Annotated in this window: 14 protein-coding genes and 1 pseudogene; 9 read left to right on the plus strand and 6 right to left on the minus strand. The window is 69.4% G+C overall.

What is annotated here, in order from left to right; genetic code table 11:
* Positions 1-294 precede the first annotated feature (294 nt).
* A complete protein-coding gene (locus OG622_RS28010; protein ID WP_371579381.1) occupies positions 295-798 on the minus strand; it encodes an HNH endonuclease in 504 nt (167 codons plus the stop codon).
* Positions 799-1,105: 307 nt separating this feature from the next.
* Between OG622_RS28010 and OG622_RS28015 the strand changes: the two genes are divergently transcribed.
* The 6 genes from OG622_RS28015 (at position 1,106) to OG622_RS28040 (ending at position 8,606) form a co-directional block, all read left to right on the plus strand.
* Positions 1,106-2,554 carry a glycosyltransferase family 2 protein gene (locus OG622_RS28015; protein WP_371579382.1) on the plus strand — a complete coding sequence of 483 codons (1,449 nt, stop codon included), beginning with the start codon at positions 1,106-1,108 and terminating at the stop codon, positions 2,552-2,554.
* 3 nt (positions 2,555-2,557) lie between these two features.
* Positions 2,558-3,685: a hypothetical protein gene (locus tag OG622_RS28020; protein ID WP_371579383.1), complete on the plus strand. Its 1,128-nt coding sequence runs from the start codon at positions 2,558-2,560 to the stop codon at positions 3,683-3,685.
* A 344-nt stretch (positions 3,686-4,029) separates the two neighbouring features.
* Positions 4,030-5,061 carry an acyltransferase family protein gene (locus OG622_RS28025; protein WP_371579384.1) on the plus strand — a complete coding sequence of 344 codons (1,032 nt, stop codon included), beginning with the start codon at positions 4,030-4,032 and terminating at the stop codon, positions 5,059-5,061.
* A gap of 353 nt (positions 5,062-5,414) precedes the next feature.
* Positions 5,415-5,747: an integrase core domain-containing protein gene (locus tag OG622_RS28030; protein ID WP_371579385.1), complete on the plus strand. Its 333-nt coding sequence runs from the start codon at positions 5,415-5,417 to the stop codon at positions 5,745-5,747.
* A gap of 142 nt (positions 5,748-5,889) precedes the next feature.
* Positions 5,890-8,190 (plus strand): nitrate- and nitrite sensing domain-containing protein, encoded by a 2,301-nt coding sequence (locus OG622_RS28035; protein WP_371579386.1) that lies wholly within the window; start codon positions 5,890-5,892, stop codon positions 8,188-8,190.
* The gene (locus OG622_RS28040; RefSeq protein ID WP_371579387.1) at positions 8,187-8,606 is read left to right on the plus strand and encodes a roadblock/LC7 domain-containing protein; all 420 of its coding nucleotides are present in this window, start codon (positions 8,187-8,189) and stop codon (positions 8,604-8,606) included. Before OG622_RS28035 ends, OG622_RS28040 begins: the two co-directional genes overlap by 4 nt.
* 177 nt (positions 8,607-8,783) lie before the next feature.
* Here OG622_RS28040 and OG622_RS28045 read toward each other — a convergent pair whose 3' ends face one another.
* Entirely contained in the window at positions 8,784-9,185 is a 402-nt protein-coding gene (locus OG622_RS28045) for a RidA family protein (RefSeq protein WP_371579388.1), read from the minus strand.
* A gap of 99 nt (positions 9,186-9,284) precedes the next feature.
* Between OG622_RS28045 and OG622_RS28050 the strand changes: the two genes are divergently transcribed.
* Positions 9,285-10,259: a helix-turn-helix transcriptional regulator gene (locus tag OG622_RS28050; RefSeq protein WP_371579389.1), complete on the plus strand. Its 975-nt coding sequence runs from the start codon at positions 9,285-9,287 to the stop codon at positions 10,257-10,259.
* Positions 10,260-10,534: 275 nt separating this feature from the next.
* On the opposite strand, the gene OG622_RS28055 is transcribed toward OG622_RS28050, so the two are convergent.
* The 3 genes from OG622_RS28055 to OG622_RS28065 all read right to left on the minus strand — a co-directional run bounded on the left by OG622_RS28055 (position 10,535) and on the right by OG622_RS28065 (position 12,063).
* Positions 10,535-10,759 carry a cold shock domain-containing protein gene (locus OG622_RS28055; protein WP_371579390.1) on the minus strand — a complete coding sequence of 75 codons (225 nt, stop codon included), beginning with the start codon at positions 10,757-10,759 and terminating at the stop codon, positions 10,535-10,537.
* Complete coding sequence (locus OG622_RS28060; protein WP_371584476.1) at positions 10,737-11,027, minus strand: hypothetical protein; 291 nt, start codon at positions 11,025-11,027, stop codon at positions 10,737-10,739. Before OG622_RS28060 ends, OG622_RS28055 begins: the two co-directional genes overlap by 23 nt.
* Positions 11,028-11,475: 448 nt before the next feature.
* Complete coding sequence (locus OG622_RS28065; protein WP_371579391.1) at positions 11,476-12,063, minus strand: cysteine hydrolase family protein; 588 nt, start codon at positions 12,061-12,063, stop codon at positions 11,476-11,478.
* Positions 12,064-12,137: 74 nt separating this feature from the next.
* Between OG622_RS28065 and OG622_RS28070 the strand changes: the two genes are divergently transcribed.
* Entirely contained in the window at positions 12,138-13,130 is a 993-nt protein-coding gene (locus tag OG622_RS28070) for a GlxA family transcriptional regulator (protein WP_371579392.1), read from the plus strand.
* Between the two features lie 669 nt (positions 13,131-13,799).
* Here the strand turns inward: OG622_RS28070 and OG622_RS28075 are convergent.
* Complete coding sequence (locus tag OG622_RS28075) at positions 13,800-14,261, minus strand: hypothetical protein (RefSeq protein ID WP_371579393.1); 462 nt, start codon at positions 14,259-14,261, stop codon at positions 13,800-13,802.
* A gap of 289 nt (positions 14,262-14,550) precedes the next feature.
* Here OG622_RS28075 and OG622_RS28080 point away from each other — a divergent pair.
* Positions 14,551-15,510 (plus strand): annotated as a pseudogene (locus tag OG622_RS28080) (FtsK/SpoIIIE domain-containing protein); the annotation flags it as partial.
* Positions 15,511-15,696 lie beyond the last annotated feature (186 nt).

Raw genomic sequence — 15,696 nt, forward strand, 5'->3', positions numbered from 1 at the left:
CCAACGACCGCACACAGCGGCCGAGTTGTGCGCTCCAAACCCTGTCATTCCCACTTGGACGGGTGAAACCCTGAAAGTTCAAGTTTCACAGAAGCCTCACAGACCCCACGAGCACCATCGCGGCGCACCGGAACACCGCGCCCTTCGTGGACCCGTGTGCGGGGAGGCGGTCGCGGATGGGTGTGTGAAGGCGGTCGGAGACGGTCGCGGATGGGTGCGTGATGCGGTCGCGGGCGGGTGCGCGGAGACGGTCGCGGGGCGGGTGCGCGCAGAGGTCGCGGGGCGGGTGCGCGGTCAGCGTCCTTCGCGCTCGTGACGTTCCACTCGACGGGCCAGTCTGGCCCGATATCTCTCGGGTGAGTGAAAGGCCTGGGAGCGGCGGACCATGTCCTCTGCGTTGAGGCTCTCCGCGTAGGCCCGGAGCCCGGGTATCCGCAGGAGGACAGCGCGCTGCGCCTCGGCTTCCTCGGCGGTCCTCAGCGGAGTGCTGTCGTTGCGCTCATGGTTGCAGCCCCAGTGTGTGAGGCGCACGTTGTCGCGTGTGTCAGTGCCGCCGACCGCGATGGCGCGGACGTGGTCGATGCTCGGGGAGCGAGGGTCCGGGTGCTGCCGGGCCCGGTCCACCGGGTCTTGGCACAGCCCACAGATCCAGTCGTCCCGCGCACCTATCTCCTCCGCCGTGTAGCGCTCGACGCTCCCGTTGGTCCGCATACGCTCACGGCGGCGCCGGTCCTGGGCGCGCTTGGCCTCGCTGCGCCGAGGTGCGGGCAGGTCCGCGGGCATGTCCGCGTCGCTCACCGGTGCCTCCTTCGCCGGGAAACCTCTCCGTGGTCCTCGCGAAGCCACGGGGTCCGGCGCCCCGGCAACCGAGGTGTCCCAGTAGTCCAGCCCTACCACCATCGGCGTCCCGGGCGGGAGCCCTCGTCGGATCGACCCCGTGACCGGATCGACCCCGTGACCGGATCGACCCCGTGACCGGATCGGCCCTGTGACGGGAATCATCTTCACAAAATCCGCAACTATCATGCAAGGTTCCGCATAGTGCTTCCAGGGCGTCCCTGCCTCTGAGCGGCAAATCGCCCTTTACATACGCAAGTGGGTTTTCATGGCCACCTCTGCAGACGGCATCGACCTATCCCCATCCCGCCGCACCGCGCGCATGGTGAAGCGTCAGGCCGCCTGGAAGCCGGGTTTTCTGCCCTTCCTGGTCACCGCCGCCCTCGCCTACGCCTTCTCCTCCGCGCTGTACTCCCCCAGGGCGACCCTGATGGGCTGGGTGGTCACCGTCCTGTGGACGCTGCCCGTCGTCAGTTCGCTCGTCGGCGTCACCGGCGCCGCGCTCACCCGCCGGCGTATCGCCCGCCAGCGCGGCTGGACCGACGCCGAAGTGGCGCTGCACGACGGGCTCGTCGTGCTCGTCCCCACCATCGGCCGCCACGACACCTACCCGGCCCTGGAGCGGTCAGTGCTGTCGTACTGCGCGTTCCTGCCGCGCTGGTTTCCCGCCCTGCGCATCGACATCCTGACGGAGGAGGGCTGCGAGGCCGCCGACCGCATCGACGCCCTGGCCGCCCGTAGCCGCTTGATCCGTGTCGTCACCGTGCCGAAGGCCTACCGCACGCCGAACGGCACCCGCTTCAAGGCCCGCGCCAACCACTACGCCCACGAGTCGCGCATAGCCGAGGGCGAGGCCCTGGACGACGTGTGGGTGCTGCACATGGACGACGACACCGGCGTCGGCCCCGACACGGCCGAACAGGTCGCCCGCTTCATCAACGCCCAACGCCGCGCCGGCCCCGACGCCAAACACCTGGCCCAGGGCATGCTGACGTATCCGCGCGAGAACGCCGTCAACCGCCTGGTCTGGCTGGCCGACGCGATACGCCCGGCCGACGACATCGCCCGCTTCGCGGTCCTCACCGGCGGCGGTACCCCACTGGCCGGGCTGCACGGCGAACTGCTGCTGCTGCGCGCGTCCATCGAGGCCACGATCGGCTGGGACTTCGGCCCGGACTCCATCTGCGAGGACGCTCACCTGGCCCTGATCTTCGCCAGCCGCTACAAGGGGCGCAGCGACTGGTTCTCCGGCCGCAGCTACGGCGCGTCCCCCTCGACCGTGCGGGACTTCCTCAGACAACGAGAACGCTGGTCCTGGGGCCTGGTGGGTCTCGCCTTCAACCGCAGCCTGCCACGGCGCTCCAGGGCCCTGCTCATGTACAGCGTGACGACCTGGGTCATGGGGCCCTTCCAGCACGTCGGTGTGGTCCTGGCGGTCGGCGCGCTGCTCGGCGACCTCAACACCTCGCCCGTCACGCCGTGGATCCTGCCCCTGTGGGCGGTGACCATGGGCTACGCGGTCTGGATGTACTGGGAGGGCCTCAAGATCAACGCCTCGGTGTCGGCCAACGGCCGGCGTCTGTGGTGGGAGCCGATCGCCGTGGTGGCCCTGATGCCGATCTTCGCGCTCTGGGAGGCGGCCGGTTCCTTCCGGGGGCTGCTGCGCTGTCTGCGCGGCGTGGAGAACCAGTTCGTCGTCATAGCGAAGCCGGCCTGAGAGATGCGTACACGTCTTGGCTGCCTCGTCCTGCTGGTTCTCCTGCTGACGGCCGGGTGTGTCGCCCCGGGGGCCGGAGTACCGGCACCGACCACAGCGTCCCCGTCCGCCTCTCCCGCCGCGTCCGCGTCCGGAAATTCTGCCCCGGCGCGGGTCGCCCGCCCCTGGCGGCGCGGCGACCCCCAACTCGGCGCGCAGGTGCTCTGGTACGCCTACCCGGGCGAAACGGACTCGTCCGTGCGCACCAACGCACTGCGCCTGGTGAACTACATGGTCGGCAAGCACATGAACGCGATCTCGGTGACCCTGCCCTTCGCGACCGCCGGCCCCACGGCGAGCCGGGTCGGAGCCTCGGCCGAGACGCCCTCCGTACGGCACCTGGGGATGCTCCTGGACACGGCGAAGGCGGCCGGACTGCGCATCACTCTGCGTCCACTGCTCGACGAGCGGAGCCTGGTGGCCCGGGACCCCCTGGCCTGGCGCGGCTCACTCGCCCCTGCCGACAGGGCGGCCTGGTTCCGGTCGTACGAAGCCTTCCTCGCGCCGTATCTCACCCTCGCGGCCCGCCATCACGCGAGCACCTTCGTCCTCGGGGCCGAGCTGACGTCACTGGAGGACGACCCGCGCTGGCGTTCGGTGGTCGCTGCGGCGCGCAAGTCGTTCGCCGGAGAACTGTCCTACGACGCCAACTGGGACGACTACGTCTCCCGGCATGTCCCCGTCCCCGTCGACCACCTGGGCGTCGACGCCTACTTCCCCCTCACCCGGCTCGGCGACGACGCCTCCGTCGCGGAGATCGCTGAGGGCTGGCAGCGTTGGCTCGACCGCAAGAGCACCGGAAAACTGCACCGGATCATCCTGAGTGAGGTCGGCATCATCGCCGAGAACGGTGCCTATCGTCACCCGGCCGTCTGGAACGGCGGGGGCAAGCTCAACCCCACGGTGCAGCAACGCTGGTTCGCGGCGGCCTGCAAGGTCGCCCGGGACCGCGACATGGCCGGCCTGTACTGGTGGAACCTCGACTTCCACGCCGACCCCGCGGCGGGTGCCCCCGCCGGCTCCCACACCTCCTTCCTCGGCCGCCCCGCCGAGGCTGTCATCACCTCCTGCTTCCGGACCTGGCCGAGATGAACGAAGAGCACCACGGGCACGAGCCGCCGTACCAGCCCGAGTCGTACTGGTACGAACGCGGTCCCCATTCCAGGCCCGGTTCCGATCCCGACGCCTGTCCCGGTTCCGATTCCGGTTCCGATCCCCATCCGCCGTCGGAGCGGGCGCATCCGTACGCCGAACCGGCTCCATGGGCTGCGGGGCCCGCGTTCGGAGGGCCGGTCGCGTTCGGAGGGCCGGTCGACAGTGCGCCCTTTGCTGACGTCACCCCATTCCCCACGCTGGTCGCCGAGTCTGTGCCCGGGGCCGAGCCGGTGCCGGTGGAGGGTTCCGGGCAAGAGGCGAGTGGCAGGCGGTTCCCCGCCGTGGACGGTCTGCGGGGGGTCGCTGTGCTGGCCGTCCTGTTGCATGACACCGGTATGGGCGGGCCGTATGTCTCCTGGAGCGGTGCGGGCGTAGACGTCCTGCTGGTGCTGACGGGTTTCCTGACCACCTTGCCCCTGCTCCGCAGAGCGACGGCGACCGGCAGGACCGGCGTCGCCGGCTTCCTGGCCCGTAGGGCGAAGCGGCTGATTCCCGTCCTGCTGGTGTCGGTCGCCGTGACCCTCACGGTCTGTTGGGCGTTCGGCTCTCCGCGCGTCATCCACGACCTGGCCCGGCAAGCTCTGTCGGTGCTCCCCGGCCATGGGGGCTGGGCCGAGTGGGCGCACGGCCGGACACTGGGCGCCGTCCCCACGACGGACTCGCCGCTCGCTCCGCTGTGGTTGTGGGACATCACCGCACGTTCCGTGCTGGCGTGGTCCCTTCTGCTGGCGTTCCTCTGCCTGCCGGCCCGGCGCCGACTCACCGCCGTGACATTGGTCGCCGCCCTGCTCGTCGCGGCGGCGACCGTCGTCGCGGCCCGCGGGGCGCTGCCCGGCATCGGCGTCGTCACCAGTATGCGGACACTCGCCCTGCCGGCCGGTGTCGGTGCCGCCTGCCTCGTACACCTGGCCGAACGCGGTGGCCGTGCGGTGTCCCGTCCGGCCGTCGTCCTGCTGACGGCGACCGGGCTCGCCGCGACGGCGGCCCTGGCGGTGTCGGCCGTCCTTGGCGGCGGCGGGCAGGGCGGCGACCGATACACGGTCGCGGTCGTGCTCGGCGCCGCGCTGCTGACGGCAGTGCTCTGCGGCGACCGAGTCCCCCTGGCACGGCTGTTGTCGGGTGACCTGCTCACCGAGATCGGCCGCATGTCGTACAGCCTCTTTCTGTTGCACCTCCCCGTGTACTGGCTGCTACGCCGCGGCCAGCCCGACCTCAGCTCTCTCGGCCTGTTCCTGGTCGGGGGCGTGGCGACCTGGTTCCTGTCGCTGCTCGCCCACTACCTGCTCATCGAGCGTCTGGCCGCCCGGCCCTGAGGCGCCGAGCTTCTGGGTGCTCGCCGACCCCGACGGCAACCGGGTCTGCTTGTGCATCTGACCATGTGCGGTCGGCTCAGGACGCGGTGACGACGTTGCCGTCGTTCCGTTTCCCCGAGCCGCCGACCCGAACCGGACGTGCGTGTCTCCACGCATCCGGCTCTCCACGTGTCTTGCCCTGCGGTCAGCCGGTTCCGGCTGCCGAGTCGATGGTCCACGGAGTCGGGATACGTGCTCCGCGGTAGCGATAGCCCACGCCGCACGGGAGCGGGCCGGTAGGACCGCGCCCGCAGTTCGTCCCTGATCTCCCGAGGTCTTCGAAGAGCAGCTACGCTCGCTGCAACAGCCCGGTGTTGCAACGACTGGTTGAACTCGCCGAATACACGTCCGAGGCATTCCAACAGCTGTGCGGCCGCCGGGGCGTGGTGCAGTCGATGGGGCGCGTCGGGTCGGCGCTGGACAACGCCGCCGCGGAGTCGTTCCACTCGGTCCTGAAGGTCGAGTACGTCCACCGGCACACCTTCGCCACCCGCGCCGAGGCCCGGCTGAAGACCGCCACGTGCATCGCGGACTTCTACAACACGAAGCGGCGCCACAGCGCGGCCGGCGGGAAGCCGCCCGTCGAGTTCGAACGGATCATCCAGGAAGTGCGAGCCCGGACCGATCAGGAAGGCCGGGCCGCATAACCAACGTCTCTACGCAACCAGGGGATTGACACCTATGTGTCACAGTCTCCTGGCCTGCGGTGTGAGGGCGGCGCAACTGAAGTTCCCACGGGCCTAACAGGCCGGAAACCGGCCGCTACGGTAAGCGGACTAACTTCGTGACATGAGGGTGTCGACGTCATTTCGGCTGCTGCCCGGCAGGCTCAGCGGGCTCGGCGCAATCGCCAAGGGCCGTCTCGGCAGGAGCGGTTCGGGTCGCCGACGCGGCAGCCGAACGACTTCCGGCGACCGGCCACTGACCAACCGTCGGCCGCTGCCTGGCTGGCGCAGCATCAGAGGCCGTGTGGCGGTGGTCATCACCGTCCCGATCTGCTTGCTTTTGGCGGTGGCCGGTCTGGCCATGTACGGCCGCGCCGAGGCCCTGGGCGACGCGCGGACAACTCGTGCCGAGGTCGGCCTCAGCCTGCGGGTCCAGGCGCTGGTGCACCAGCTGCAACGCGAACGCGGCCTGACCAACGGCCTGTTGGGTGGCGAGGAGAGCTTCCGCACACCACTCGCCGCTACGCGCGAGCGCGTCGACACCGCGCTGCGCGGAATGCGCCACGAACCCGCCGTCGCGGATGTCATCCAGCGGCACTTGCGGCGCCTCGCCACCATCCGAGCCGCAGCCGACAAGGACACACCTGCCGACAAGGACACCTCTACCGACAAGGACACCTCTACCGACAGGAACAGCGTCGGCACGGCCGACGGGGAGAATGTCGGCACGGCTGACAGGGGCAGCGTCGGCGCGGCCGGCACGGACACCGCCGACCGGACCGCCACCCTCGCCTTCTACACCACCGCCGTCGACGCGCTCAACGCCGTCGACCCGGTGACGGAGACCGCGACGCGCGCCGACCGTCAACTGCGCGACGGCTTGGCGGCGTTGCAGGAACTGGCCGCGGCCAAGGAGTCCGTCGCACTCGAACGCGGTCTCCTCAACGGCGTGTTCGCCGAGGGAGCCTTCCACGGCCGCGAGTACCTCAGCTTCACCGAGGTGCGCGCCACGCGCGTCGCCGCCCTCACCCGTTTCCGCCAGGTCGCCACCGCGCCCCAGCGCGCCGCCCTGAAGAAAGCCTTCGGCACCAAGGACGCCCAACGCGCCACCGCCTACGAGAATCAGGCGGAGGGCGCCGCCGACGGCTCCGCGCTGCGCGCCGACGTCGGCACGTGGTGGGACGCGATGACCGTACTCGTCGACGATCTGTACGCCGTCCAGCAGTCGGTCGGTGACGACGTACGGGACCGGGCCGACCGGCTCAGTCACGAGGCGGAACTGGGCCTCGCCGCCTACCTCGTCGCGGGAACGCTCATGGCCGCTCTCGTCGCGGGCCTCGCCGCTTTCGCCTCACGTTCCCTCACCCGCCCGCTCGGCGCACTCGCCGCGGCCGCCCACGACGTGGCGCGCCACCGGCTGCCCGCGACCGTCGCCAGCATCCAGCAGTCCCCGCAGTATCAATCCGCGCAGGACCAAGGAGAGTTGCTTGCGGGGCTGGAGGCCCCGGACGCCGCCGAGGCACAGTTGCTGGGGGGCGCGGCGGAGATCGCCGAGGTCGCGGCCTCCCTGCGCCAGGTGGAACAGACCGCCCTCCACCTGGCCGCCCAGCAGGCCGGCCTGCGCCGCAACACCACCGAATCGCTCGCCAATCTCGGCCGCCGCAACCAGAATCTCGTGCGTCGCCAACTCAGCCTCATCACCCGCCTGGAACGGCAGGAACTCGACCCGGATGCCCTCGCCGAGCTCTTCGAGCTCGACCACCTCGCCACCCGTATGCGGCGCAACGCCGAAAGCCTGCTGGTCCTGGCCGGGCAGAACCCGCCGCGGCCGACGGCGGCACCCGCCGACGGTCTGGAAGTCGTTCAGTCCGCGGTCGCCGAGGTGGAGCAGTACCGGCGGGTCCTGATCGCGGCGGTGGAGCCGGTGCGGGTGCGCGGGCACGCCGTCGCGGATGCCGCCCACCTCCTCGCCGAACTCGTCGAGAACGGGCTGAACTTCTCACCTCCGACCGAACCGGTCGAGGTGCACGGCTGGTACGACGCCGAGGACGACACGTACTGCTTCGCTGTCGTCGACCACGGCATCGGCATGTCCGAAGCCGACAAGGAACGTGCGCGCGCTCGTCTCTCGGAATCCGGCGAGGAAGCCCTTCTCGCCGCGCCCACCCGGTTCCTCGGCCACCTCGTCGTCGGCCGGCTCGTCCACCGCCTCGGTGAAGGCGCGCAGGTCCAGCTCTTCGACACCCCTGGCGGCGGCCTGTCCGCTCTCCTTGTCCTTCCCGGGCGCCTGCTGGCCCCCGCGCGGGACGGCTCCGCCACACCCCCACCCCCACCCGCCAGGCCGGCTGTTTCCGCCCTGCTCAACGGCTTCCGAGCAGGTGTCGCCCGTGCCGAGGCCAGAAGCACCCAAGGAGTGTCATCGTGACCACCGCCGTCCAGAGTTTCGGCTGGCTCATCTCGGAGTTCGTACGCACCACCGACGGCGTCATCGACGCCGTCGCCGTCTCCTCCGACGGCCTTCTCATGGCCGCCTCGGACGGCCTCGGCCGAGATCGTGCCGACCACCTCGCCGCCGTCGTCTCGGGCATCACCAGCCTCGCCCAGAACGCGGCAACGACCCACGGCTTCCACGGCATGAAGCTCGTCATGATCGAAATGCTCGGCGGCTTCCTCATGGTCGGTCGCATCCGCGACGGCAGCTGCCTCGGCGTCCTCGCCTTCGAGGGATGCGACGTCGGCCTGGTCGGCTACGAAATGGCCGTCCTCGCCGACCGAGCCGGCGAACTGCTCACCCCACAGCTGGTACGCGAACTCAACTCCACGTCCCTGGCAGCGGGATAGCCACAGCACATCCCGGCTACCCGCGCGCCTCGGCACCGCCTGCACGCCGATACCAGCGACCGCGTCCGCGCGGTCTCCCGAAGGACAACGGAGCCAAGCGGACCAGGCATGGCCCTCCCGTCCCCCCTCGGACGGTTCGTCCGACGAGGGCGCGGGTTGCTCAGGGGTGCCGACGAGTCAGGGCCGGGCGGCGAGGGCCTCGACCTCGAACAGCACGTCAGGCGCGGCCAGGCTCGTGACACCGATGAGGGTTTGCGTGGGCGGTTTCGTACCCCAGCCGTCCTGCACGGCCCCGGCGATCGGCCCGAGCTTGCTGACGTCATGGTTCACCACGTACGTCCTGAGCTGGACGACGTGGCCGAGGTCGAGCCCATGGGCGGCAAGAGCGACGCCGATGTTACGGAACGTCTGTCTCACCTGCTCGGCGAAGTCGGTGGAGACAACCGCGCCGTCCGGGCCCGATCCGTACTGCCCCGAGACAAGCACCAGTTCCGTACCTGCGGGGACGGTGGCGGTGTGGCTGTAACCGAACGGGACCGGGTCGTGCAAACCGTCCGGATTGACGATGGCGTGTGTCATGTGGATCACCCCTCGTGTGCGACAGGTCTTTGTGCTGCGGGGGAAGCCTCCCAACCCAACTACGACATCGTGTGTCATGTATTCGGTAGGGTTTTTCGTATGCGCGCCGATCGGTTGGTATCGCTGGTGCTGCTGTTACGGCAGCACGGTCGGTTGTCCGCGACCGCGCTCGCCCGCGAGTTGGAGGTGTCCACCCGCACCGTGCTGCGCGACATCGAGGCGCTGTCCGCGGCAGGCGTCCCGGTCTACGCCGAGCGTGGTCGGCACGGCGGTTTCGCGTTGATGCCCGGTTTCCGGACCGAGCTCACCGGACTGAACCACGACGAGGCACTCGCCCTGCTGGTCGCCGGATCGCGGCGCGGCGCGCAGGCATTCGGCCTCGGCTCGGCGCTCGCTTCGGCCATGCTCAAGGTGATCGACGCGCTACCCGAAGACCATCGGGACATCGCGGCCGGCGCGGCTCAGCGATTGCTCATCGACCCGGAGACCGACCTCCTCTCGCGTCGGCGGGTCGCCGAGGAGGTGCCCGACGCCATAGTGACCGAGGTCCGACGGGCGGTGTTCGCCGGACACAAGCTGCGCATCCACTACGCGGCCGTGGACCAGACCACGAGGTGGCGCACGGTGGACCCGATCGGCCTGGTCACCGTACGCGACCAGGGCTACTTGCTGGCCACCAGGTCCGGCGCGGACCGCACCTACCGGCTGTCCCGGATCCTGGCCGCCGAGGAACTCGACGAACCGGCACAGCGACCGGACCGGGTCGATCTGGACCGGGCCTGGCAGGAGCGCAGCGCGCGGTTTCGGGCCGGCGGCGACCAGGTCACCGTGCTGGTACGGGTCGACCCGGCGCGGCGGAGGGAACTGGTGGACACCGCGCTGGCCGTCCGCGCCGAAGAAACCGCCGCGGACGGCCGACTGCGGCTGGAGGTCACCTTCCAGGATTCGAGACACGCCGAATGGGCACTGTGGCACCTCGCCACGGCCGCGGAAGCCCTGTCCCCGCAGTGGCTGCGCGACTCGCTCCGCAACCGCGCCGCCGCGATCGCCACCTGCTACGGAGCGTCATCCTGAAGGCAGCCGACCGATCTCGCCGAGTTCGACTTCACCCCGCGACGCCTGTCACCTGTCACCGTTCGCGAAGGTGTCAAAGGCCCGGACCATGATTGGTCCGGGGCCTTTCGCCTGGTGCCCCCGGCAGGATTCGAACCTGCGGCACCCGCTTTTAGGAGTTCGATCAACGGGGCTTCAGGAGCTTCGGATGCCTGGAAGGCATGGCCGTCAGGGGCCGCTCGTGGCTGCTGCTGTCTGCCGTTGTTGATGTCAGATGTTGATGTCAGATGTGGATGTCAGGCTGGCCGAGGCAGTATTTTCACTGCGCGGTAGGTGTAGCCGTCTTGCTTGAAGCCAGGGGCTTCCCACTGGAGATCTACACGTTGTCCCGGCGACAGCGTGTGGAAGCCCTTCGTCTGGATGTCGGCGTAGTGGCCCCAGCAACCGCCGGGTGTCTCGGGAGAGTCGAGTACCCCCCACCCTTCCTCGTCGTGCCACTCACGGACAGTCGCAACCACCATGCACTTGTGGTGCGGCTGCCGCCATGAGCGCCCGACGAACCGCGCGCCGGCCATGCTCCCGTTCCAAGCCGCTCTCCTCGATTGCCTTCCCAAGTGCGGCCTCGCTCGCTTCGCAGGCCTGTTGCAGTCTTGCTCCCTCGGCGTCGACGTCAGGGCTCCACCCACCTACCGGCCCGTGCGCACGAACATGCTCGACCACCCTCAATCGAACGAAATACACGCCGAGTTGCAGAGCGACCATGGCCTGCGGAAGCTCGATGTCGACCACGAGCGGAGGGTGGATGTCAGACCCCCAGCTTGGGAAGCTGCGGCACTCTGAGGCCTGCTGGGGCCCTGACCTGGGCGAACGGCCGGGGCTGCGGCGGCGTCGACGGCGCCTCCGTACCCCGTGAGTACCCGCTGTTCCCCGCTCGAACTGGTGCGGTTATGGTGCGGGGCCAACTGGCTCCGGTGCGACTTCTCGCGGTAGATGACACCGGCGGTGCGCGCTGACCTGCGCTCGAAGGGTTGAGTTTTCGCGCTACTTGCCACCAGAAGGTCGAGATTGTTGACACTTACCCCGAGTTTCCAGTCCGACTGCCACCCGCGGTAGTGGCATCTGCGCTGGTCACGTGGCCAGGAGCCCGTCCGGCTGTGGCCGAGTCCTTGACCTGGCCTGTGAGTGGTCGAGTTGGCCCGGGTGAGCGTCGGAGGTGGCACGCCCCCTGATCCTGGGGTCAGGGGCGGACGGCGGCCACCAGCTCGCCGGTCGTCACCACCCGAGCGAAGCCCCCGCCGTGCAGCGAGACGGCACTCGCTCGGGCCAGTTCGTCGGCCGTCAGCTGCCAGCCGTTCGGGCCGGTCAGGTCGAAGGTATGGGTGGCGTCGAGGGCGACCAGTACGTCGTAACCGAGGTTGCCGCCCATGCGGGCGGTGGTCTCCACGCACATGTTGGTCTGGATACCGGCCAGTACGACCTGGGTGACGCCCGACGCCTTGAACCAGTCGTCAAGGTCGGGGGTGCCGTAGAACGCCGAGTTCACGGACTTGGTGACGAACAGCTCCGGCCCGCCGCCCTTGCCGCGACGCTCCTCGACGTAGTCCTTGAAATCGTTTCCCTCATACCCGGTCCGCAGCGGCGAGCCGGGCTGGTTCGAGTCGTGCCGTACGAAGACGACCGGCCGGTCCGTGTTCTGCCAGGCCACGATCAGCGAGGCGATGTTCTCGTCGGCGGCCGGGTTGTTGCGCGGGCCCCAGAACTCCGACTCGTCGAAGCCCTTCTGCACGTCCACCACTACCAGCGCCGCGTTCTGCGTGATCTTCATGTCCACGATCCTGCCGCCCCGGCGGGCTCTCTCACAGGAGGCGAAAAGACAGCGATCGATGATTTACTGCCAGGATGACCCGACCCGCACCGGCCCACCGCATCGCCCTGCTTGCCTTCCCCGGCATCCGGGCCTTCGATGTCTCGGTGATCACTGAGGTATGGGGCACGGACCGCACCGACCACGGGGTCCCCGCGTTCGAGCTGCGCCGGGTGGCCGAGGGCTCCGAACCGGTACCGATGCGCGGCGGGCTCGCGCTCACACCTGACCGCACCCTCGCCTGGCTACCCCGCGCCGAGCTGATCCTTGTACCGGGCTTGGACGACCACGTCACCCCAGCGCCCGAGCCCGTCCTCGCAGCGCTGCGTCGCGCCCACGCCCGGGGCACCACGATCGCCGCGCTGTGCGGCGGCGCGTTCACACTCGCCCAGGCGGGACTGCTGCACGGCCGCCGGGCGCTGACCCACTGGGCGCTGACCGATCTGCTGGAGGCCCGACACCCACAGGTGCGGGTCGAGCGAGACGCCCTGTTCGTCGAGGACGGCAATCTGTGGACAGCCGCCGGCACCGCCGCCGGCATCGACCTGTGCCTGCATCTGGTGCGCGCCGCGCACGGCGCGGAGGCAGCTGCGACAGTTGCCCGCTCCATGGTCACAGCACCCTTCCGGACCGGCACCCAGGCCCAATTCATCGAACATCCGACCCCGCACGCCGACCGCGACGCGGACGCGCTGGCCGAGGTGCGTGCCTTCGCCCTGGCGCATCTCGACGAGCCACTCACCGTGGCCGCGCTCGCCGCCCGCGCCAGGATGTCGCCGCGTTCCTTTGCCCGGCACTTCGCGGCGGCCACCGGAACCACCCCGCTGCGCTGGCTTGTGGACCACCGCATCGCGACGGCCCAGAAACTCCTGGAGCGCACCGACCTGCCCATGCCCGAGGTCGCCCGCCGGTCCGGTTTCGGCAGCGAAGTCACCATGCGCCAGCACTTCACGTCCCGCCTGGCGACCAGCCCGCGCACCTACCGCACCTCGTTCGCCGAACAACCCCTCTCTGGACAGGGGCGTTGATCGCGGGCCAACCACGACGCTCACTCGGGCCACTCGACGACCCAGTCTCACGGGCGCCTTCGACAGGCGTAACCGGTGTCAGTTTGCTCGCCCCGATGTCATCTACTACGAAAAGTCGCATCCGGCTAACAGTCGATCACTCTCGATGACCGGTCCGGCGAGTTCCTGCAGACCATCCGGTACTCGACATGAGCTTGTGGCGGGCGACCGGGTGTGCGCCTTCCCGTCCGAGTGCGGGCGGGCCACCGTGGGCGGGGCTAGAGGCCTAGTGGCACGCATGTGGCACGGCGTCTGAAGCGACGAAGGGCCAGCCTGGGAGGAAACCTCCTGAGCTGGCCCTTACCCAGTGGCGGCGTGCATCGCACGCGTGTCGAGCGCGCACGGGGGCCGACTGGTAGATCCGCCACGCCCGGACACTCCGTCAAGGCATGGCCTGCTGCCGAGCGGGCAGAGCCAACTCATAGATCAGCACCCCCTGTTTCTCCTGCCGCGCGAGTCGAAGGCGCACGCCCTCGTCTTCGAGGGCACGTGCACCGACTGCGGTGCGTGGGTTGGTTTCAGGCACGCAGTGTTGGGTCAGCGGTGGTGGCCGCCGCCGGGGTGGTGGTCCCAGGATCTGCTGTCGATGTAGCGTCCGCGGTCGTTGCAGCGGGTGGCGGTATTCGTCGGCTACGCCAGACCGTAAGCGGAGCCGCATTGTTCCTTCGTGCCCTTTACGGCGCAGACCGTGACGGTGATGGGGGTTCCCTCCGTGATGTTGCCGGTCTTCCATCCGGACAGGTACACCGCCGCGTGGCCTCGTGTGGTTGCCATGCGGTAGCCCTCCGCGCCGGACTGCGTTGCCGCCCAGGCTTCGATTCCCCAGCCGTCGCCCAGGATGTCCCGGGCCTGAAGGGCGTCCCCCGGGATGGGCGGCCTGACGGAGTTGTCGGGGTCGGCGTTCCAGTCCGCGAAGCCCGCGCGCGTGTGGTTGTTGTAGACCTCGATACTGTAGTCCTTGCCGTCCCTGTCCACGCTGAACGTGAAGTTCGGGTCGGCGGCCGAAGCGCTCCCGCCTCCCGTGAACACCGCCGTCGCGGCCAGGCCCGCCACGGCGAACGATGTACCCACGAACCGCTTGAAGTTACGCATTCTTCAGCCCTTCCGCATCACATGATCAGATCAAGGCAAGAATGCAGAATCATCTCTCCGATGTCGTTGTCTGTCCGTGGGCAATCCAGTTGCCAATGCGTCCACCGCAGCTCTGCTGCCGGGCCGGTCGGCAACGAGTTCTAGTGCGGTGGAGATGCCGGCGCGGGTGGCGACGTCCAGAAGGGCCCGTCCGATCCGCACTGTCGGCGGCCAGTAGAAAAAGGTTCTGATCCACTTCTTGTGGTCCGGTGACGGGCAGTCACAGGCGGCTGGAAGGACAGCCGTTCGTGTGATTGAACCGCCCCGGGTGTACTGGCCCACGGTCGGCCTGCCGGTATCCACCGCCCGGCTGCTCGGCTCCTACGGTTCGGTGATGGAGGCGTGCGGGCTGACCGTGGCGCCGTCCCGGCTGCGGGTCCTCGCCGTCAAGGCGACCACTCGCCGGGAGGTCCGGCCGGTACCGCCTCGGCGGGGCATCATCCGGCCCACCTCGACCGGGCTGCGGCTTCGCCTCCGGCTCGCTCCGGGGCAGGAACCCGCCGATGTCGCTGCCTCGGCCGAGCGGCTGCGGCATGCCTGGGGCGTTCACGCCGTGTACGTCTCGACCGTCAAGCCGGGCGTGGTCGAACTGCGGCTCGTCGGCTTCGACGTGCTGCGAAACGTGCGGATGCCTCGCAAAGCCACCGCCGAACTCCTCAAGGTGCCTGTAGCACTGCGGGAGGATGCGACTCCCTTCGTGCGCGACTACCGCACCATCCCACATCAGCTCACCCTCGGCGCAACGCTGTCGGGGAAGTCCATGTAGCTGCGGCACCTGATCACCGCCCTCGCCCGGCCGTCCGTCGCCCTGGTCGGTATCGACTGCAAGCGCGGTGTGGAGCTGGCACCGTTCGCCTCCCGGCTCTCGGCCCTCGCCACAGATCCCGACGAGGCGGCCGAGCTGCTGCCCGTGCTCATCAAGGAAATGGAGGACCGCTACGACCTGATCAAAGCCCGGCAGGGCATCGCGCCCGGTACCCCCGACGAGGAGATCACCTCCGACATCTGGGGCCTGCCCGAGAGCCAACGCCCGGTGCCGATCGTGCTGTTCGTCGACGAGGTGGCGGAACTCTTCCTCGTCGCCACGAAGAAGGACGAGGAACGGCGGGACGAGATGGTCACTCAGCTCATCCGCCTCGCCCAGCTCGGCCGCGCTGCCGGGATCTACCTGGAGGTCTGTGGGCAGCGCTTCGGCGCCGAGCTGGGCAAAGTAGATGTCGAAGGCCCCGGACCATGATCGGTCCGGGGCCTTTTGCCTGGTGCCCCGGCAGGATTCGAACCTGCGACACCCGCTTTAGGAGTTTTCCCTGGGCGGGGCTGTGACCTGCGGAAACGTCGGGTGTAGGTGGCCTGGCCTGGGGATATGCCCCTCCGCAGTTCTCGCGCGTTCGCGGGG

This window comes from Streptomyces sp. NBC_01314, from assembly GCF_041435215.1.
GTDB lineage: Bacteria > Actinomycetota > Actinomycetes > Streptomycetales > Streptomycetaceae > Streptomyces.